This window comes from Enterococcus larvae (assembly GCF_017830045.1).
In the GTDB taxonomy this organism is placed as follows: Bacteria; Bacillota; Bacilli; order Lactobacillales; family Enterococcaceae; genus Enterococcus_L; species Enterococcus_L larvae.
In genome coordinates, this window is sequence record NZ_JAEDXU010000017.1 from 1 (window position 1) to 19,614 (window position 19,614).

Consider the following 19,614-nt stretch of genomic DNA (forward strand, 5'->3'; position numbering starts at 1 on the left):
AAAATTTTTGATGTGGCGGTCGGGAAACCAACCTCATCTTAACAGTTTAGGAGGCTTTTTTAATACCACGCTGGAAGCTCTCCAGAACCCCTAGCATAGCTAGGGGTTTTCAGAACATACAAAGAAAACAGAGTCTCCAACATGTTGTCCATATAGAGCCTCTGTTCAGCTGCTGCATACTCAATCTAAGTGAGTATGCTTAAATTCATCCGGATATTTCAAGCCATAGCCTAATGATCGATCCATAAAAATATGAATGAATAGGATCAACCCAATATAAATAAAGAGAGTGTTGTTCATAAACAAGCCCAAAAATGTGATTACACTCGGTACAATAAAATTATGCACACTATTATAAGTAATAGCGCCAATCCTACTATCCATAAGATAACCAATCATTGAAAGGTCGGGAAGAAACAGGCACACAGCCAAAATCCATAGTGACAAATGAAACAAACCAAAGTACACATAAACTGCCAACAGCAGTAGGGCAATATTTTCCAGCTTCAAAAAAGTTTTCATCGGTTTTCTCCATTCTTTCAGATTTCTCCTCAGTTACCTAACCAATACTTTCATACTATGCCTTTTCCCAAAAAAAGAAACTATTGTGTTCCGAAAAGGAAGCAATAGTTTCTTTTTATTCTACATTTATCAAGGCAGTCAGCCAGTTTGTTCCTTACTTCGCCAAACGATACATTGCATCCGCATAGATAGCGGCCGCACGGAATAGGTCATCCAGTTCCATGAATTCATTTGCTTGGTGCATTGTATCTGTATAGCCTGGGAACATTGCGCCGTAGGCAACACCGCGCTTCAATAGACGTCCATAGGTTCCGCCGCCGATAACTTTTTCAGCACCCTTTTCACCAGTATGATCTTCATAAACACTTAGCAATGTTGCTACCAATGGATCATCTACTGGTACATAATGAGGTTCTTGGTTACGGTCATCTTGAATGATTTTCACACCAGCTGTACCAATTACAGCACGTACTCCTTCTTCAAGCTGATCTGCCGTTGTTCCTTTTGGATAGCGGAAATTCAAGCTGATCATGTTTCCATCCTGCACATCTTTTTCAAACTTGAATAGTCCGGCATTCATTGTCAGACGGCCCATTTTTTCATCTTCATGTGCTACATCCAACTTTTCACCGTAAAAGTCTTCGTGGATAAATGCCGCAGTATGGATAAATTCTTTTGCAGCACTACCAAAGGAATAGTCATTCAAGAATGTCGCAAGGAATGTTGCTGCATTGATTCCTGATTGCGGACTTGCACCATGTGCGCCTTTACCGATAACAGTGATTGCTACAGCATTCTCATCAGAAACAAAGGTTCCTTCGATTGGATGCTTTTCAACAAATGCTTCAAAGTGCTCTTTCATTTCAGCAATTGTTACTGTATCTTTTACCAGAATTGCTGCTTCTGCCGTTCCCGGAACCATGTTCACACGTAAACCGGAGTGGAAGCTAACTAGCTCATCTTCACCTTCGCTTGAACCGCCGAATTCAGCATACAATGTCACATTCCCTTTTTCTCCATTGATGATTGGGAACTCCGCATCAGGAGAAAATCCAAAGTCAGGTGCTTCTTCATGCTGGAAGTAATAATCCATATCTGCCCAACCGCTCTCTTCATCACTACCGATGACGAAACGGATTTTTTTAGATAATGGCAACCCTAGATCCTTGATAATCTTTAAGCCATAATAAGCAGCCATTGTCGGCCCCTTGTCGTCACTTGAACCACGAGCATAGATTTTCCCATCTTTGATCACCGGCTCATAAGGATCTGTATCCCAGCCATCGCCTGCTGGTACAACATCCATATGACCGAATACGCCCAACGTCTCATCGCCTTCACCATAGTCGATATGACCGGCATAATTGTCAACGTTTTTCACAGCGAAGCCGTCTCTCTCGCCATATGCCAGCATGTGCTTCAACGCTGCTTTAGGCCCTGGTCCAAATGGAGCATCCGCTGTCATTTTATCGTCTTCACGCTCACTGTTGATACGTAGTAAATCCTTTAAATCTTCCAGAAGCGCTTCTTTGCGATCTTCTACTTCTTTTTGCCAGTTGATTGTCATTACATCCGTCACTCCTATTCATTGATCTATACAAATCCTATCAAAAAATTCCTTAGATGGAGGCTTCTTTTACCTATGACACAAATAAAACGACAGCCTCTCCTCTTGTTTCTCTTGTAGGATTTATATATGAACCGCACTAAATAATTCACTGCACGAGGCTGGGACATAAACAAGTTTCCAAGCCTCCTCTATACCCGGAACCGAATAAACGGCGGAACAGAAGTAACTCTTTCGGAAATAAGCCGAAATTGTTGAGAATCACTACTTGGTTATCAAAAATTTGTAGAATAATTTTCGTGAATTCCTTCTTATTTCTCAGCGCTGAACACTTCTGTCCTAACCTCTTTGTCCAAACAATAGCGATCCTTTTCTTTGGTGTTTATTCAGTTGCATTCATATACCTTCTCATCATACCATTATCTTGCCTAAAAATAAAAAAAGTCCGGCTGTTTTCTTATTTTTTCCCTCCAAGAGTATCCACTGTTATAATGAGACAAACGATAGACGAGCCAAATGAAGGGGGAATATACATTGGAAACCTTATCCGATACAATCCTGTCACAAGTCATTCGAAGAAGACCTGAGAACAGTCACAAAGGAACCTTTGGAAGAGCTGTCCTGATCGGTGGAAATGCGCAATACGGCGGAGCGATCATCATGAGTGCTCAGGCAGCTGCCTCTGCCGGTATCGGGCTGTTAACAGTCATCACTGATCCAAGAAATCATTCTGCCCTGCATGCCAGACTGCCGGAGGCTATGGTCGTCGACTGGCAGGATTTTCAGCTGATCGATGAGATACAAAAGAGTGCTGACGTCGTATTGATCGGTCCCGGAATGGGGTTGGAATTAGACAGCAAGCTCCTGCTTCAATCCATTTTAAATAAACAGACTGCTAGTCAATGGCTGGTGATCGACGGCTCTGCCATCACATTATTCTCTCGGCAAAATAAGCCCTTAAAGTATCCTGAACGAACGATTTTCACCCCTCATCAAAAGGAATGGGAACGCCTGAGCAGGCTATCCATAGAAAATCAAACACTGGAAAGAAACCATTTACGACAACAGGAATTGCAAGCCTCAGTGGTTGTCAAAAGCCATCGGACAGAAATCTATACAGAAAAAAATATTTATAAAAATCCTCTTGGAACAGCGGCGATGGCAACTGGCGGCATGGGGGATACCTTGGCTGGCATCATCACAGCCTTCATCGCCCAGTTTCCAGATAAGGAGCAAGCCCTTTGTGCCGCAGTCTATCTCCATAGTCTGATTGGGGAAGACCTGAGCAAGAATCGTTATGTTGTTCTTCCTACCGAGTTAGCAAACCAACTCCCCTATTATATGAAACATTTTGAGCAATAGTAGGAGTAGCCATCAAAAAATGCTGCATCGGCCTTTATTTGGCTGATGCAGCATTTCTTTAGTTGGAAGGCTCCAGCATTGCCAGCTCTGCCTCTGTCAGCGGCCGATAGCCGCCTAACTCAAGTTCCTCATCTAGATAAAGTTCGCCCATACGTAGACGCTTCAAATAGACGACTTCCTTATCAACTGCCTCAAACATCCTCTTGACCTGATGAAATTTCCCTTCCTGGATCACCAAACGAATCTCAGATTCCTCAGCTGCTTCATCCACAGCATCAATAACCAGCTGGCCCGGCTTTACTGCTTCGCCACTTCTCAGAGTAAGTCCAAAAGCAAACTGTTCGATATCTTCTTCTGTAACAATTCCGGCAATGCGGGCAAAATACTCCTTATCCACATGCTTTTTCGGAGATAGTAGGCGATGCGCCAATTGTCCATCATTTGTTAAAATCAGCAAGCCTTCCGTATCTTTATCCAGCCTGCCGACAGGAAATAGATCCTCACGATAGTCTTCATCTGAAAGCAAATCGATCACCGTTTCATCATACTTATCTTCTGTTGCTGAGATCACGCCCTGAGGCTTATGCAGCATATAGTAAAAATACTTTTGGTAGCGCAACGGTTCACCGTCATAGGCAATCTGGTCAGCCCATTCATTGACTTGGCTTTTGGCATCCTTCACTATCTGATCATTCACTGTGATGATCCCCTGCTTCAACAGCCTTTTTACTTCCTTGCGGCTGCCGCAGCCTGTCTCTGACAAAAATTTATCTAAACGCATGATTGCTCCTCTCCATGATCCACTCACAGCACACCCATCTGTCCCTTATGATCACTATAAACAAACTGCGGGACAGAAGCCGCTTTGATATGAAGCAGCTCTGTCCCGTTATTGCTATTATTTGATTTTTACTTTTTCACGTAGACCGTTGACATTCTTACCCAGCAGTCGATCGGCCAGTCGAATCTTCAAGGTCATATAACCGTACACGCCTGCCCCTACACCGGCAACTAACAGGATAATCAGGAAGGCTTGCATTTTCCGCTCCGGACTCAAGAACAGATATAGAACCTGTCTGGTCAAGAAGGCAATGACAACCATAATCAATGTTATGATGAAAATCAATAGGCTTCGTCGCAAGGTCAGACTCAAATTGAATTTCGCGATTTCCTTGATTTTACGAATCATCAGGAAGCAGGAAACACTGAACCCAATCACTGTTGCAATCAATGGTCCGTAAACCTCAAACATCCGAATAGATGGGTATTGAACAATCAGTTTCACCAACAGACCGATGCCAAAGTAGCGCATCGCTGCACGATTGCCGTACATCCCCATCAGCATGTTCGATACCAGCATATACAAGGCAAGGAACAGTCCTGCATAACAAGCCTGAACTAAGACATTTGTCCCTAATGTATCGGCACGATAAAACAGTGTATATAACGGTTCTGCTAAGATGATCATACCAAAGGTAGATGGCAGCATCACGAAGGTGAACAGTTGCAGATTATTACTGATCAGCTTTGAAAGCTCTCGATAGTTTTTCAATGTGATCGCCTCTGTGATCAACGGCAAGCCCGTTGAGGCAATCGACGTTGCCAACGCAATCACCACCATCGTCAGCTTGTCCGGGTTCGCATTGAATATCCCAAACAGCTCACGCAGCTGGCTATCAGAGTAAGTCGTAAACGTCCTCATAAAATTGGAAAAGGTAAACTGATCCACTAGTTTGAATACAGTCACACCTGAACCTACGATAATGAATGGAATTGCTTCTCTAAAGGTTTCAATCAGCAGCTCCTGTGGAGAAATCTTATGTTTATTCGCACTATGCTCTTCCAGATAATCAAACATCGGCTTTTGCTTATGCATATAGAAATACAGCACAACAAAGCTGACGATCATTCCGATGAAGGCTGCGAAGGTTGATTGTGTTACCGCATCAACATAGTTGCCGTTCAGCATTTTCATGATAATGAATGCAGTCAACAGCATATAGAATACACGAGCAACCTGTTCAGCGATCTGTGACAGGGCAAACGGCATCATATCTTGATTCCCTTGGAAATACCCTCTAATCACACTCATACAAGGGAAAATAAGAACAGCGAGACTCAACGCACGCATCGTTGGAATAAGCTCATCACCACCACCGGACCATTTCGCCAGAAACGGTGCGGCCAGATACATGATCAAAGCAAAAACCAGACCCAGTATCGCCATCATCTGCAATGCTTTGCGGAACAGCTGACGACTGATCTTATACTCATTCATGGAATTGTAGTGTGCGGTCTGTTTAGCGATCGCCGCAGGAATCCCCGCAGTCGAAATAAGCAGGAACAATGAGTAGACTGTATAACCCATTGAGAACAGGCTGTTTGCCTCATCGCCATGCTCGCCCATCCACGCATACCATGGAATAATGTAAACCGCTCCTAATAAGCGGGAAATGATATTGCTGGCTGTCATCCAAGCAGATCCTTTGACCATCTTCTCTTGATTGGATAACATCGATTGTCCATTGGACCCAGGTTGATTGATCATTAACTCCTCCAACTTTCTCTTAAACATACTCTTCTTATTTTAATTGTAAAATCGAGTATATGCAATGGATTTATAAAATAATTATTTTCTATCCATGATTTCCTTCAAAAAAGCGGTATCGACTGCTGTTTAAGGAACAGACTCTGCATTCTCTTACCATCTTCGTCTTGAAGAAACGACTGAACAGGTCTTCTTTTAAGTGAAACCCGCCAAAGCAGAATCGTCAAGAGACCGTTATTATTTTTAACGTTTCCTTTATTTAGCGTTCGGATAGCTCCGACTCATCTAACATGCTCTCATAAATGATATTCAGCCGGTTGGCATAATCTGTATAATGGACGGTTTGATGGAAAAAGGAAATGATTCGCTGACAGCAGGCGATTCCGGACCGATCATTCTTCTTGATCAGCAACAGCCCGTCTAAGAATTCAGCATAGGCGTCAAATGCCAGATAGTACAAATCCTTTTTTTCCGGTCCGCTGTCTCTGTACATCTTCATAAGGCGCTCTGCATAGCCTAGCTGATTCCGTTTGATCATATGAAAAATGACATGCAGCAGAAAGTCCGTTACCTGATGATGAAGCGCAGCATGCTTAGCGACCTTTCTTCGGAATGTCTGCTCCGCACGCAAAAAAAGCTCTTCTGTCTCAAAAGGCATTAGTGCATAAGTTGCTAAAAAGAACTCATACTGTCCCCAGTCTTCAACTTCTCTCAGATAATCTGCAACGATGGCCATATCTACTTCTGAAGAGACAGAAAAAAACCTATTATATATATTTTTACTGACCAGCGCCATATGATAAAATCGCTGCTCCTTTGTTTCTTCGTACTTTTCTTCATAGCTGTTGACTAGTCTCTTAAACATCAAAGAATTACCCGAGTGACTAACCGTGTCCAGTTCATGCTCTGTTTCCCGAAGCCAGTTGTCCACTGTTTCTCCCTGCCATTCATAAATGAACTCTTCAACAGATAGATTCATTCTATTTAACAATAAAAAATAATTTGATAAGCTGATATTGCTGTCTCCACGTTCAAATTTTCTCAAAAACTGCGGAGAAACGACTCCATCAGCTGTCTCTGACACCTTCAGCCCTTTTCTTTCCCGCAGTTCCTTAAACACTTGCCCCAATTGCTCCATCTATTCTCTCCTGATTTCATCGTATTTTATATAAAGTATCTTCGCGAGTCTTATTTCAATTTGATTCTTGAGACAAAGCATTCACCCTGGCTCATATCACCAACAGCTCTCCATATATAAAGCCCTTGAGTGGATTTATGACGGAAACTATAGTTTCCCTTTGAACAGGCTGCCTTCTTTTGGCTCCCTTTTTTGAAAAAATAGGTTCTATAAAGATTATTTCTTCCTGTATGTGTATATAATCACTTTACCATTAAAGAAAGGGCTTTGTCATACAAAAGTTAGGGCTTCCAATCATGCATTTACCTGTATTGTCTCTTGTTTTCAGCTTCGCGATCACTTATTCAGGCTTGGCCATTTTCCCATTCCTGATTTCTATGCTTCGGAAAAATATCTTTCTTGTTCTTCTTTTCAGCATGTTTTTGCTTATCAACCTCTTTGCATTTGGCTCTCGGCAAAAAAAGCAAATTTCTCACCCTTTACCTAGCCAGCGCTAAGCACTTCTGAACGAGAAAACGACAATGGTTTTTATAAACTAAAAGGACTTTCCCTTAAATGCTGAAGGTCTTTTTCATTTCCACTTTCCCATATTTACGCGTGCGATTCATCGACTCATTCAGCCCTGCTCTTTTTTCTTTCATTAATTCTCATGAAAATTAATAAAAAGTTAGAAAACAGCTTGTATTTCATAATAAAGATTTGTATGATGGAAATGCTGAATTAATCTAACGGAGGCGGGAAGAAACATGGGAAGAAAAGAAGACAGACAGTCAATGAAAAAACCTATAACTAAAAAAGGATGGTTCTGGTTCCTGATTCTGCTGGTACTCGCAGGGGGCGGCTTTGCAGCAGTGAAGCTTATACCAATTCCGCTTGACTTTAATTTTGGTAAAGCAGCGACAGAGGAATCCACTGCAGCTACAAAAGAATCTTCGGAAAACACGATCACAGCAAAAGACGCTGAGCAGATCATTGAAACATATAAATCAATCGCTTTAGGTGATCCTTTGGTGGAAGATACGAAAGGTGCCAGCTATGATGAGGTTGTAGCTATTTTAGGCGACCCCAGTTCAAACGTAGACTCTGAGATCAGTGGTACGACCTCAAAAATGGTTATCTGGAACAGCTTTAATGGCGCAGCAACAATCAGCGTGACCTTCAAGGATGATCAAGCAACAGGAAAGAGCATTTCAAAAATCCCTGTCGAAGAAAAGAAAACAAAAATCACAATTGCTCAAGTTGACGCAATTCCATTCGACGGCACCTATACCTATGATCAGGCAGTCCAATATTTTGGAACGCCCGATTCACTCAGTGATTCTTTGATCAATGGCGTACAGGCAGTGACAGCCATGTGGTCAACCAATATGGAACAAGCAGTTACCTTCCACTTTGATGATAATATTGCCGTATCAAAAGAAACGGTAGAATAAAATAGAAGCTATTAGGACAACAGCTGATTGGCTGTTGTCCCTTTTTATCTGTTGCCAAACTCGCAGCTCTACGGAGGTTCCGATACGTTGTCTTGATGTTTTTGACTTGAAATTGTATGATAAACAGTGACACCGCCAATCAAGCGGCTGGAATGGACACAACTGCTCATCACATGGAGGTTGATAAAATGAGTATCACACTGACAGATATCCGAACATGCTTACTAAAGGAACAGCTTTTGAAAGAAATTGTGACCACTACTGATTGGTCATTGTCTCTTCCTGATAGATTTTCCACAACGCAAATCCATGAACTATCCTATGATTCAAGAAACGTTTCTGAATCCACCCTTTTCTTTTGTAAAGGCCTAGGCTTCAAGGAAGAATACCTGAAAAATGCTGTAGCAGAAGGGTTGAAATTCTATGTTTCAGAAACACCCTACGAAGCAAATGCTTCACTAGGCTTTATTGTCACTGACATCCGTAAAGCGATGGCGGCTTTGAGTATGCTGTTTTATGACTACCCGCAAAGCAAAATGACACTGATTGCCTTTACCGGGACAAAAGGAAAAACCACTGCCGCATACTTTACAAAATTCATTCTGGACCACTCAACTAATAATAAAACAGCTATGCTTTCTACCATGAATTCAACATTGGACGGCAAGACCTTCTTCAAGTCACAGCTGACCACACCAGAATCCATGGACTTATACCGTATGATGGCAGAGGCTGTAGATAATCAGATGACTCATTTTGTGATGGAGGTTTCTTCGCAAGCTTATAAAGTTCAACGTGTCTATGGTCTATTTTTCGATGTAGGGATTTTCTTGAATATCTCTCCCGATCATATCAGCCCGATCGAGCATCCGACGTTTGATGATTATTTCTACTGCAAGCGTCAGCTGATTGCTCATTCAAAGAAAATCGTCATCAATCGAGAGTCTGACTATTTCCATCTACTGAAGGAAACGGCTGAAATGACAGATACACCAATGATTACCTACGGTAGTACTGAAGATGAACTGACTGATTACACCTATACAAGAGATCCGCAAGACTCACTAGTATTCTCAGTGACTTCTCCACAGGATACACTGCATCTTACTGGTCAGTATCAGTTACGCCTTGGTGGTGAGTTCAATATGGGAAACGCCTTGAGTGCGGCGATTGCTGCCAGCTTGTCAGGCGCTTCCAGTAAGGACTGTCAACAAGGGATCGCTGATACGGTTGTTCCAGGTCGGATGGAACAGTTGACCAATGCAAATGGTGCACAGGTTTACGTAGACTATGCCCATAATTATGTCAGTCTGCAAAATCTTCTTCAATTTGTTAAAGAAGAGCATTCAGATGGACGGATCATTGTCGTGATTGGAAGCACCGGAGATAAAGCCATCTCACGTCGTAAAGACTTCGGCAGTGTACTTTCTGATTTAGCGGATATCGCTTTTCTGACGACGGATGATCCAGCGACAGAGGACCCGCAACAAATCTCTGAACAAATCGCAGAACATATCAAGTCGGATGTCGACTTCAAGATCATCATCGATCGAGAAAAAGCGATCCAAGCAGCTCTAGCTGTCAGCAAGCCCGAAGATGCTGTAGTCCTTGCCGGAAAAGGCGCTGACCTCTTCCAAAAAGTCGGCAAACAGGATGTTCCTTATGAAGGAGACTATGCGATTGCTGAACGATTGATCACCGCACAAAAGTGAGTGTGCTGAGACAAACAATCGAATTTTAAACTAATCGAAAACAAACCGTTTCAGTCAGGAAAGATGACCGAAACGGTTTATTTATATACTTATAGTTTTCTTTTGCAGTCTTATTTCACTAGCTTTATCTGTTTTTCCAATTCATCTAATAAAGGTGTATAGTCAACTTTATCATAATCTGTTACATCAAACTCATAGAGTGTACCTAGCTCAAACGTATCATACTTTCTATCAGTAATGATCTTCTCAAATTCTTCTTTCGTAATATGATTTGTAGCAAGGGTCCGTTCTTCCAACATATCTCCGTAATGGTAATGATCCATTATATAGCTCAAATGTCGATCATGCTCTCGATCCCGCTTGTAACGTCGCTCCCATAATACTCCGAAATCAGCCGTTAATCTGATCGTGAGCACTTCATAGCCGTATTTTTCAGCCAGTTCCTGCAGATGCCCCTTTTGTTTGTTGCTAAAAGGATACTCCGATACGACTACTTTCTTTCCAGCTTCCATATAGAGATCCAGCGCTTTGTAATAGAATGGATAGACCTTGGTTCTTTCCTGTTCTGCACGTTCTTCCAGATTATTGAAACCAATTGAATCCGCATAATATTCCTTGATTTCATCCAAAGTTATCGTATACATATCTGGAAAACGCTCCCTAAGCTTATTCATAAGATACGTCTTCCCTGTACCGGGACTTCCAGCTAAGAGGATAAAATACTTTTTCATTTCCCTTACTTCCCCAAGTTCGTCGGACTTTCCAAATTCATGAATAAGCCGATTTTGTGAGAAACGATTTCTTTGACCACGTCATTCGCCGGAATAACATTATGGCGAAGAGATTTATTGACCTCCGTTTCGCCAAAGGATTCTTTAGCAGTTTTTGTCCAATTTACCAAAAGCTCTGTACCGACATTGAACTTTCGAATGCCGTTATTGATCAGCTCCGAATAGTCCTCCTCCTTCACGCCTGTTCCACCATGGATAACCAAGGGAACATCCACCACTGCATCAATTTCTTTCAACAACGGAATATTTACTTCTGTTTTAGACTTGAACTGACCATGATTTGTACCAATAGCAATGGCTAATGCGTCTACACCTGTAGCCTTTACAAATTCTACAGCGTCCTCTGGTTTTGTATACACCTTGTCATCCTCAGCGACATGAATCCCTTCTTCCGTGCCGCCAATCGTTCCAAGCTCCCCTTCAACAGACACCCCCCTTGCATGGGCATACTCAACGACTGCTTTCGTTTTCAAAATATTTTCTTTAAATGGCAAATGAGAACCGTCATACATGACCGACGTATAGCCGCTGTCGATAGCTTCTTTGATATTATCAAAATCGCGAGCATGATCCAAATGAAGGACAGCATCTACCATCTCTTCATCAGCGATCGATTTCATCACATTGACCAATACCTTCATCCCAATATATTTTGCTGTATCTACACTTGTTTGAATGATAATGGGTGCACCCATTTCTTTTGCTGCCCTCAGCATATCGGGAAGCATCTCCAAATTATGTGTGTTAAACGCACCTACTGTAAAATTCAGTTCTTCTGCTGTTTTCGTTACTTCTTTTAAAGTTGTATACATAATCAAATCCGCCTTATCTCAGTTTAGTATTAGTTATTTCCAGTAATCGTCACTTTTTTAGCTATTTGACGCATGTCATCCATTTTCCCCATGTAATAATCGATTCCCTGATCATCACCTGCTCGTGCTGCTTCTGCTCGTTTTTCATTATATAGACTCATCAGTTTTTTATAGCCGTCACCGATGCTCTGTTTATTTTCCAAACTCTTTTCCAGATTTTCAATTGCCTGATCTTTTTCATTCAAGTCGGATAATTTAATTCCCACTTGCTCAAAAAGTTCTGCCAGTTTATTATTATCTTGGGTGGTTAAAATTTCTTGATTCAATTGGTCAAGTTCTGATTGAATTTTTTCTACTACCTCCGGGGATAGAACTGCTACTTCTTTCTCCGGTTTTTTTTCTTTCTTCTTAAAAAGTCCAAACATTGGATTTCCCTACTTTCAGATTAGAATGCTTTCAAAATTGGACTTAAGAGCCATGCATACAATAGCGCAGCTACAACAGTATCCACATCAGTTGCGGTCGCATTTACAAAGCCCATCGAATTGAAGATCGTCACTAGTAATGCCGGCAGCAGCGTAATGAAGAAGCCATGGGCAATCCCGCCAATGATTGCACCTCGTCTGCCTCCGACAGCATTACCAAAAATACCCGCAGTACCACCGGCGAAGAAGTTCGTCAGCATCCCTGGAAGAATCATCGCAAGACCAAACATCGGCAATGTGAACATAGCAATAATCGTTCCAATGGTCGTAGTGATGAAGCCTAGTATTACTGCATTAGGACTATAAGGAAAGAACACTGGGCAGTCCAGCGCTGGAATAGCATCTGGAACCAGCTTCATTGCAATCCCTCGGAATGCCGGTACGATTTCACCTAGCAATAAACGTACACCTGCTAATAAGACATAGACACCGACTACAAATTGAATGGCTTGAAGAAAAGCAAACATAATATAGTTTTGATTGCCGGATAATTCAGAGGCAAATGATTCACCAGCGAACAGCACTGTTACGATATAGAGGGGAACCATAACTACCATGACTGATAGATACGTATCCTGTAGAAATTCAAAATGCGATGGCAATTTGATGTCTTCAATCGATTTTTTATTTTCTCCTTTTTCACCAAAAATCTTAGCAACACCGGCTTCAAATAAATAGCCGATCGTACAAAAATGTCCTAAGGCAATATCGTCGGAGCCCGTGATTTTGCGGATAATAGGCTGAGCAAGGGCCGGCATTGCAATAGCGAACACAGCACCAATGAATCCACCTACTAGAATCAGGACAAAACCGCGTAAACCTGCAAAATAGCCAAATACAGTTGTCATTGTAGCCATCCATAGAATCGCTTGACCTGTTAAAAAGATATATTTCCATTTAGTAAAACGAGCAAGCAAAATATTGAACACAAAAATTGCCAGGAAGGTTAGAGCAATATCTCTGCCCAACCCCAATTCATTCATTGCCTGCCCATTGATTGCCTCAATGGAAGGAATAATCCCCTGCATCTTGAACCCTTCCGTAAAAATCTGACCAAAATACGTCAAGCTGCCAACGATAATGCTCGAGCCGGCACTTAACACCTGAAAGCCCAAAAGTGTTTTCAACGTTCCAGAAATGATCTGACCTGTTGATTTCTTTTGCAGGATCAGTCCCAGCATTGCAATCAATGCAATGGTGATTGATGCCTGTGTTAAAATGTTTTCAATAATAAAATTGATAATACCCATCTTTCTTTCCCCTCTTTTCTTTTTTTAAATAACTCCCTTGTCCTGTAAGACTGGAGTGATTTTCTCTTCAATCTCATTCTTTGAAACGATGTTTTTTAGATAGATCATTGCTGTATCCGGGTCGATCGTAAATTTTTCGAATTGAGAACGAAAATTCTCTGCTGTAATAATCACATCCGGCTTCATAGAAACAGCTGATGAAATATCACAATGATCCAATTTTGCCTCTACCCCCAGTTTGTTTAATACGTCCTCAGCGGACATCTGTGCCGCAAAGCTGCTGCCCAGCCCTGCTCCGCATACGAATAAAATATTTAATTTGTTCAATGTCTTTTCCTCCCTTGATTTGTTGTAGAAACAGTCTTAGGTAGCTAATCCTGTTCCAGCATTTCAATGATTCAATTTTCTGTCCCTCTTTGTCACTCTATTCTTATTTCGGTAGCCCTCCTTCCTTTTTTATTCTCCTTCAGTTTCTGAAAAAAGTAGTTGCTTGAATGTATTGATCGTTGTACACTCGATCAACTGGTTCAGTTTTGATTCATCATTGATCAGCTCGATCAGTTCTTTCATGATCGTCAAATGTGAATAAGAATCGACTGCGGCCAGACAAAAGATTATTTTTACCGGGTCCATATCCGAATTCCCAAAATTGATGGGATGGTCTATTGTAGCAACGCTGATTCCTAGTTTATTGGCACCGTCCTCTGGCCTTGCATGTGCCAAAGCCAGATGTTTTCCGATCACGATATACGGACCGTATTCCTCTACTGCATGGATCATCGCATCAACATACCGTTTTTCAATCGTATTTTCTTTGATCAGCGGCTTTGCCACCAGCTCAATAGATTCCTGCCATGTCGATGCTTTTTCTTTAATCATGATATGATTATCTGTCAAGATGTCTTTTAGCATTGGTTGGATCTCCCTTTTATTGATTTCTAGATTGTTTCTTTCAAACAGCGTCTCCAGTTTGGAATAGATCGTCCGATCGACCCGACCGCCGCTTTCTTCTACAACGTTTAAAATGTTAGTAAACAGCTCTGTAGACTCCCCACCGTTCGGCTCCAACCGTTGAAGCTCATCATTGCTTCGTAAAAAGTCTTCAACTACCGGAATATTTGCCTCGGTAAGAATCGGATCGATCACTAAGGCAGGCTTGTTACTGTAAGCTAGGTTAAATGTACTGAATATCAAATCAACATCCAGCTTATCTACCAAATCCACTTCCTTGGAACTCAGCACTGCAACGATTTCGATTTGTGGAAACTTCTCTTTCAAATTCTCCGCCAATAAGTTTCCTGTAGCGATGCCGTGATTGCACACTACAACCGATTTATAGATGTATGTCAGGTCACGATTGATCGCACTGGCTACAGTAGAAAAATGAATGACCAGAAATGCACGCTCATCTTCAATAACTTTCCCTCCAACCACTTCTTCGATTGTCGGAATAAATTGAGAGACTGCTCGATAAATCGGATAGTAATTTGTCCGAATATTCTCTTTTAGCGGGTTAAAAACCTGAACATCATTTTTTATCCTGACGATAAGAGCAGCCATGTGCTTATATAAGCTCTCACAAAGCATTTCTTCCTTTAAATGAAAGGGGATATGCGTCTCATTTTCTACGAATTGAATCAGTTGGATTGTCAATAGCTGGGCTTGCACCCACTCTAACGTATTTGATATATCTCTTGTATTGAATGTTTCGATCGTAAAGTGAATATAGTTGCGTTCCACCTGAGGCACTTCTTCCAGTCCAAACTCTTTAATGATCTTATCGATAAAATCAGTGAAACTAGAGTCTTCGAATTCCGCATTTTTCCAGCTTACAGCCGAGATGAACTCATGCTTCTTTATGCGTTGAATCCAAATCAATGTGAAAAGCAGAATTTGATTTTTATAGATATCATTTTCCTGTTTAGGTATTTGACTTGAATAAATCTCGGTGAGCTTCTTGATATCCTCTAAAGAAAAATATCTATTAAAGATTTTTTGTACCGGTGTGACTTTGAGGTCATCACTCATAGAAAAGTTGAGCATGCCTAAATTTTGATTGATCAAATCGTAAATCATTGTTCGTATCGATCGTTCAGGTCCTTTATACGACAAGCCCTGCTTCCCATAACTGACGACTTCTATACCATATTTCAGTAATTCTGCTCGCAGTCGCCGCATGTCCTCGTCCATCGTGCTTTTGGAAATTTGAAACGCTTCTTCTTTACGATTAAGATACACCGGACGCTTGCCGTATGCGATTGACAGTACGATATCAAAGGTTCTCTCATTTCGATTAAGTAAATCACCATGGAGGTTCAGTAGTGCTTCCTCCAATAATTTTTCATCAGCGGCATTCAACTTTAGTAGGAATCCTTTGTTTCGAATAGTCATGATTTCCGGTAATTGGTTACTGCTCAACCACTCATTCGCTTCAAGAATTTCTGTTCGAATCGTACGTTGACTCACATTAAAATCAGTTGCCAGTATTTCAGCTTTGATTGGATACTTTGATGAGCTGACTCTTTGAAGTAATTCAACTGTTCTGGTTTTCATAGAAGTATTATCCTTTCTGATATCAGTATATGTTTCCGCTTACAAATTAAAAAGTGGAAATTTCTTCCGTTTCAGTTGGAAGAAATGCAAACGCCAATCATTTAAACCAATTTCGTTAGTAATTCTATCAATTTTGAAAAGGGAACGAATCATACATTGAATAGTCGTTATATCCCAAATACAACATTTTTGGTCACAGAAATCAATAGTCTTTGTGTAGAATTTACAATAGAAAGTCCATAAAGAAACAGCACACTAGTCATCTTTGCTATTTGTTCAAGCAAAAACGATTCGTATGCTGCTTACTTGTTATATCGTGTAAGAAATTAAGTGATCATTCATTTCTCAGTTCAAATGAGCCTATTTCTTCAATTGGTTCCCCATTAGAATCCACTTTGTTTAATTGCAGTTTATAAACAGACGATTTATCCAATGCACTAAGACCGAAAGCTGTCTCAAACTCCCCCGTAGTTGGATCGAATATCATTGAGGACAAGAGCCCTTCCGTTGCTACACCATCTTTGTAAATAGTAATTGCAGGGGAGCTATTATCTTCTAGTTCGCTGTAAGGAGAAACGAACGTGACCGTTGTTTGCAGCGCATCACTGTTGGCTTTGATATCAGTGAGATTGTCTACATTACTGATTTTCGGAGTAGCGGTTTGCGTCAGAGGTGCGTACTCAATATCAAACGACCAATCCCCTTCATATTCGACAGCATTTTCTACTGTAAAGGAAGCCATCGGATCAGGATCAGCCATTGCCTTCGCCATTTCTGTCGCAACCTCCTCTTTATCCTGCCAAGCTAATCGAGTGATTTGCAGTGTTAATTTCGCATTTTCAGGAATTGTGTCATTGTTGAAAGTTGATACAAGAGAGCCATAATAGGTGTCTCCTTCCACATAGGAATAACCCATCCCTGAAACCCCACCATAGACACTTTCAGTTCCTCCATTGACATAAAGCTCAACATCTATAAACTCAAAGGTTTTTGCCCATGGATCTTCTGTTTTATTGTTCTTTTCCAACAAGGCCTTCAATTTCTCATCAATTTTAAACTGGTAATCAAATGCCATTTTTCTTTTTGTTGTAACAAATTTCGTTACCGTTATTTCCATACCGTTAGACTCGCTCACCAAGTTCAAATTATTTTCTATCCCGTTATCTTCTATTGTCGCAACTCCCGGGTCCTGGCTGATTCCCAATGCATTTCTGATTGCTGAATTGATTTGTGGATTGGCAATCAGAATTAGAAATGCCGAAGCTGTTAAAACGGTAAATAGGATTGGCTTTGTATAGTTTCTTCTTACTTCCTGCTTCACTTCATGGTTTAATATTCTTTGTCTATTTTGCAGCAATTTTTCCATGACTTCTTCCGGAATTTCCTTTTCACTTCGAATTGGATCACTATTTTTCTTAATCATTTCGTTCTCCCTCCAATAGAATTTTTAATCGTTCTCTGCCACGTGCCAGCCTTGTTTTCACTGTGTTTTTAGGCACACTCAACTGATCAGCGATTTCCTTGACATTAAAGCCGGCGTAATAATGAAGCACGATTGGGATTTTATATTTTTCCGGCAATCGTTCGAACACACCCGACAAATCTGAATCACCATAATAGGTTTCCTCAACCGCTTCACTGATTTCTTCAAACTGGAGCATATCCACTCTTCTTCTTAAAATCCCTTTTGCAACATTTATCATGATCCTAAAAATCCAAGAATTGAATGCTGCAGCATTTTTAAGCGTACTGATTTTTTTCCAGGCAATGATTTCAGTTTCCTGTAAGCAATCTGCAACATCTTCATCATTTTGAAGTAATTTGTATGCGGAATTATATAAGATAATTTGATAGGCTTCACATAATCCTATAAATGCTTCAGCATCTCCCATTTTTGCCTTTTTGACCAAGTTTATTTGTACATCCTTTTCCATGCCATTTCCTCCTTCCCACACCTATTAGATGCCAAAATAATCGAAAAGGTTTCATTTTAAATGCAATTCATTTTTATAATAACGACTGAATATAATCTAAAAAAATGGAACACTGACCAAAATTTTTCTGGTCCATGTCCCACCTTCATTCTATAGTAAAAAGATTATTTTTTATAGCTATCTTTGTTGTACCTGTTATTGATTAATTGCAGCACATGACTTTTCCTATCATGATGCATTACAATTTTATACTACTTAAATCATCCCACAGCCTCATTTTTTTCCCGCTGAAACATGGTATACTCGCTATAATTAGAATGTGAGGAGGAAAAAATGATGCGTTGGGTGTTTCTTTTTTTCAATCTGTTGATGGGCTTTGGGGCGTCTTCCGGTAGTTTTCTTGCACTGAATGCCGGAGCGAGGGGAGCAGTTGGCATTGATTCGAGTATGCTAGTCAATTCACCGTTCACCAGCTTTTTGATTCCCGGACTTTTTCTATTATTGATACTTGGCGGTGGTAACTTTATCGTTGGTTTCCTGACATTGAAAAAACTGTCAGATTTTCCCTACTATCAGTGTCTGGTTGGTGCGACTCTCTTTCTATGGATTATCATTCAATGTGTGATGATCTGGGATATCGTTGCACTTCATGTCATCTTCTTCTCTGTGGGCGTCATTCAATTCACTTTGGGATTGTGGACAATTAAAAAGCACCAGATTGCCTTCCCGTTTTCTGCCCATCAAAATTAGATCATTACGATCAATACACATACATAGGAGGAATGTTTATGACATTAACACACACAGGAACACAGATAATCAACACATCAAGACTAATGCTGCGTCCCTTCACGAAAGAGGACAATGCTGCGATGCGAAACAATTGGATCAGTAATCCAGCGATTCAAAAAATGTATTCTGAGCCTGTCTATACGACGGAAGCTGAAACGGCAGCTCTTTTAGACAAGTGGATATCTTCTTATTCCAATGACAATTATTATCGTTGGGCTATCTGCCTGAAGGAAACTAATGAATGCATCGGACAAATTGCTTATTTTCTCATTGATGATACCAATCACTTTGGTGAAATCGAATACTGCATCGGCGAAGCTTTTCAAAATCAGGGCTTGATGACAGAAGCAGTAACGGCGATTTTACACTATGGGTTCAAACAGATTCACTTGAATAAGGTACAGGTTTGTCACAAATCCAACAATATGCCTTCTCAGCGAGTGATCGAAAAAAGCGGGTTTGTCTATGAAGGGAAACTCAGGGAATTCTTCTATATGGATGGTCAATATATCGATCGTCTGTATTACTCGATTTTGAAGCGTGAATGGTCGGAGATGCTGGAAGCAACTGAACTATAATCTATAAAAAAATCGAGAGTGGGACAATAGTCTACTCTCAAAAAGAAAACAAGTCTGATTTTGATGATCAATATCAAAATCGGGCTTGTTTTTTCTTCTTTTCGTCTCTTTCTCTCCATGTGCTTCCCTAATTTCCT

General features: G+C 40.9%; 19 protein-coding genes. 5 read left to right on the plus strand and 14 right to left on the minus strand.

The features are described 5' to 3' along the window. Window positions 1-180: 180 nt before the first annotated feature. Complete coding sequence (locus I6N96_RS19535; protein WP_209559248.1) at window positions 181-522, minus strand: DUF4260 domain-containing protein; 342 nt, start codon at window positions 520-522, stop codon at window positions 181-183. A gap of 154 nt (window positions 523-676) precedes the next feature. Then, window positions 677-2,089: a dipeptidase PepV gene (gene pepV / locus I6N96_RS19540; RefSeq protein ID WP_209559249.1), complete on the minus strand. Its 1,413-nt coding sequence runs from the start codon at window positions 2,087-2,089 to the stop codon at window positions 677-679. 534 nt (window positions 2,090-2,623) lie between these two features. Between pepV and I6N96_RS19545 the strand changes: the two genes are divergently transcribed. Next, complete coding sequence (locus tag I6N96_RS19545) at window positions 2,624-3,451, plus strand: NAD(P)H-hydrate dehydratase (RefSeq protein WP_209559250.1); 828 nt, start codon at window positions 2,624-2,626, stop codon at window positions 3,449-3,451. A 58-nt stretch (window positions 3,452-3,509) separates the two neighbouring features. Here I6N96_RS19545 and I6N96_RS19550 read toward each other — a convergent pair whose 3' ends face one another. The 3 genes from I6N96_RS19550 to I6N96_RS19560 all read right to left on the minus strand — a co-directional run bounded on the left by I6N96_RS19550 (window position 3,510) and on the right by I6N96_RS19560 (window position 7,137). Next, window positions 3,510-4,232, minus strand: coding sequence for a pseudouridine synthase (locus I6N96_RS19550; protein ID WP_209559264.1), 723 nt, complete (start codon window positions 4,230-4,232; stop codon window positions 3,510-3,512). A 117-nt stretch (window positions 4,233-4,349) separates the two neighbouring features. Then, the gene (locus I6N96_RS19555; RefSeq protein ID WP_209559251.1) at window positions 4,350-5,999 is read right to left on the minus strand and encodes a putative polysaccharide biosynthesis protein; all 1,650 of its coding nucleotides are present in this window, start codon (window positions 5,997-5,999) and stop codon (window positions 4,350-4,352) included. Between the two features lie 259 nt (window positions 6,000-6,258). Then, the gene (locus I6N96_RS19560; protein ID WP_209559252.1) at window positions 6,259-7,137 is read right to left on the minus strand and encodes a helix-turn-helix domain-containing protein; all 879 of its coding nucleotides are present in this window, start codon (window positions 7,135-7,137) and stop codon (window positions 6,259-6,261) included. 746 nt (window positions 7,138-7,883) lie between these two features. On the opposite strand from I6N96_RS19560, the gene I6N96_RS19565 reads away from it, so the two are divergent. Both I6N96_RS19565 and I6N96_RS19570 read left to right on the plus strand, forming a co-directional pair. Further along, window positions 7,884-8,570, plus strand: coding sequence for a DUF3862 domain-containing protein (locus I6N96_RS19565; RefSeq protein ID WP_209559253.1), 687 nt, complete (start codon window positions 7,884-7,886; stop codon window positions 8,568-8,570). Between the two features lie 188 nt (window positions 8,571-8,758). After that, window positions 8,759-10,282, plus strand: coding sequence for a UDP-N-acetylmuramoyl-L-alanyl-D-glutamate--L-lysine ligase (locus tag I6N96_RS19570; RefSeq protein WP_209559254.1), 1,524 nt, complete (start codon window positions 8,759-8,761; stop codon window positions 10,280-10,282). 110 nt (window positions 10,283-10,392) lie between these two features. Here I6N96_RS19570 and I6N96_RS19575 read toward each other — a convergent pair whose 3' ends face one another. The 8 genes from I6N96_RS19575 to I6N96_RS19610 form a co-directional block, all read right to left on the minus strand. Next, entirely contained in the window at window positions 10,393-11,013 is a 621-nt protein-coding gene (locus I6N96_RS19575) for a P-loop nucleotide/nucleoside kinase family protein (protein ID WP_209559255.1), read from the minus strand. Between the two features lie 5 nt (window positions 11,014-11,018). Further along, window positions 11,019-11,885, minus strand: coding sequence for a class II fructose-bisphosphate aldolase (locus tag I6N96_RS19580; RefSeq protein ID WP_209559256.1), 867 nt, complete (start codon window positions 11,883-11,885; stop codon window positions 11,019-11,021). Window positions 11,886-11,914: 29 nt separating this feature from the next. Continuing rightward, the gene (locus tag I6N96_RS19585; RefSeq protein ID WP_209559257.1) at window positions 11,915-12,310 is read right to left on the minus strand and encodes a tetratricopeptide repeat protein; all 396 of its coding nucleotides are present in this window, start codon (window positions 12,308-12,310) and stop codon (window positions 11,915-11,917) included. Window positions 12,311-12,330: 20 nt separating this feature from the next. Then, the gene (locus tag I6N96_RS19590) at window positions 12,331-13,620 is read right to left on the minus strand and encodes a PTS sugar transporter subunit IIC (RefSeq protein WP_209559258.1); all 1,290 of its coding nucleotides are present in this window, start codon (window positions 13,618-13,620) and stop codon (window positions 12,331-12,333) included. A 24-nt stretch (window positions 13,621-13,644) separates the two neighbouring features. After that, window positions 13,645-13,947, minus strand: coding sequence for a PTS sugar transporter subunit IIB (locus I6N96_RS19595; protein ID WP_209559259.1), 303 nt, complete (start codon window positions 13,945-13,947; stop codon window positions 13,645-13,647). 129 nt (window positions 13,948-14,076) lie between these two features. Next, the gene (locus I6N96_RS19600) at window positions 14,077-16,173 is read right to left on the minus strand and encodes a BglG family transcription antiterminator (protein WP_209559260.1); all 2,097 of its coding nucleotides are present in this window, start codon (window positions 16,171-16,173) and stop codon (window positions 14,077-14,079) included. A 334-nt stretch (window positions 16,174-16,507) separates the two neighbouring features. Beyond that, a complete protein-coding gene (locus tag I6N96_RS19605; protein WP_209559261.1) occupies window positions 16,508-17,596 on the minus strand; it encodes a hypothetical protein in 1,089 nt (362 codons plus the stop codon). Then, window positions 17,589-18,107, minus strand: a complete 519-nt coding sequence (locus I6N96_RS19610) for an RNA polymerase sigma factor (RefSeq protein WP_209559262.1) — start codon at window positions 18,105-18,107, stop codon at window positions 17,589-17,591. The genes I6N96_RS19605 and I6N96_RS19610 overlap by 8 nt, the downstream gene beginning before the upstream one ends. 333 nt (window positions 18,108-18,440) lie before the next feature. Between I6N96_RS19610 and I6N96_RS19615 the strand changes: the two genes are divergently transcribed. Together I6N96_RS19615 and I6N96_RS19620 are read left to right on the plus strand one after the other, a co-directional pair. Continuing rightward, entirely contained in the window at window positions 18,441-18,857 is a 417-nt protein-coding gene (locus I6N96_RS19615; protein ID WP_245187070.1) for a hypothetical protein, read from the plus strand. Between the two features lie 38 nt (window positions 18,858-18,895). Continuing rightward, complete coding sequence (locus I6N96_RS19620; RefSeq protein ID WP_209559263.1) at window positions 18,896-19,477, plus strand: GNAT family N-acetyltransferase; 582 nt, start codon at window positions 18,896-18,898, stop codon at window positions 19,475-19,477. Here the strand turns inward: I6N96_RS19620 and I6N96_RS19830 are convergent. Continuing rightward, window positions 19,423-19,614 (minus strand): hypothetical protein (locus I6N96_RS19830; protein WP_430650189.1); only part of this gene is annotated, 192 nt, incomplete at its 5' end. The two genes, I6N96_RS19620 and I6N96_RS19830, sit on opposite strands and share 55 nt — an antisense overlap.

Coding starts and splice junctions, on each gene's coding strand:
- I6N96_RS19535 (WP_209559248.1), bottom strand. CDS start 522: ATGAAAACTTTTTTGAAGCTGGAAAATATTGCCCTACTGCTGTTGGCA.
- pepV (WP_209559249.1), bottom strand. CDS start 2,089: ATGACAATCAACTGGCAAAAAGAAGTAGAAGATCGCAAAGAAGCGCTT.
- I6N96_RS19550 (WP_209559264.1), bottom strand. CDS start 4,232: ATGCGTTTAGATAAATTTTTGTCAGAGACAGGCTGCGGCAGCCGCAAG.
- I6N96_RS19555 (WP_209559251.1), bottom strand. CDS start 5,999: ATGATCAATCAACCTGGGTCCAATGGACAATCGATGTTATCCAATCAA.
- I6N96_RS19560 (WP_209559252.1), bottom strand. CDS start 7,137: ATGGAGCAATTGGGGCAAGTGTTTAAGGAACTGCGGGAAAGAAAAGGG.
- I6N96_RS19565 (WP_209559253.1), top strand. CDS start 7,884: ATGGGAAGAAAAGAAGACAGACAGTCAATGAAAAAACCTATAACTAAA.
- I6N96_RS19570 (WP_209559254.1), top strand. CDS start 8,759: ATGAGTATCACACTGACAGATATCCGAACATGCTTACTAAAGGAACAG.
- I6N96_RS19575 (WP_209559255.1), bottom strand. CDS start 11,013: ATGAAAAAGTATTTTATCCTCTTAGCTGGAAGTCCCGGTACAGGGAAG.
- I6N96_RS19580 (WP_209559256.1), bottom strand. CDS start 11,885: ATGTATACAACTTTAAAAGAAGTAACGAAAACAGCAGAAGAACTGAAT.
- I6N96_RS19585 (WP_209559257.1), bottom strand. CDS start 12,310: ATGTTTGGACTTTTTAAGAAGAAAGAAAAAAAACCGGAGAAAGAAGTA.
- I6N96_RS19590 (WP_209559258.1), bottom strand. CDS start 13,620: ATGGGTATTATCAATTTTATTATTGAAAACATTTTAACACAGGCATCA.
- I6N96_RS19600 (WP_209559260.1), bottom strand. CDS start 16,173: ATGAAAACCAGAACAGTTGAATTACTTCAAAGAGTCAGCTCATCAAAG.
- I6N96_RS19605 (WP_209559261.1), bottom strand. CDS start 17,596: ATGATTAAGAAAAATAGTGATCCAATTCGAAGTGAAAAGGAAATTCCG.
- I6N96_RS19610 (WP_209559262.1), bottom strand. CDS start 18,107: ATGGAAAAGGATGTACAAATAAACTTGGTCAAAAAGGCAAAAATGGGA.
- I6N96_RS19615 (WP_245187070.1), top strand. CDS start 18,441: ATGATGCGTTGGGTGTTTCTTTTTTTCAATCTGTTGATGGGCTTTGGG.
- I6N96_RS19620 (WP_209559263.1), top strand. CDS start 18,896: ATGACATTAACACACACAGGAACACAGATAATCAACACATCAAGACTA.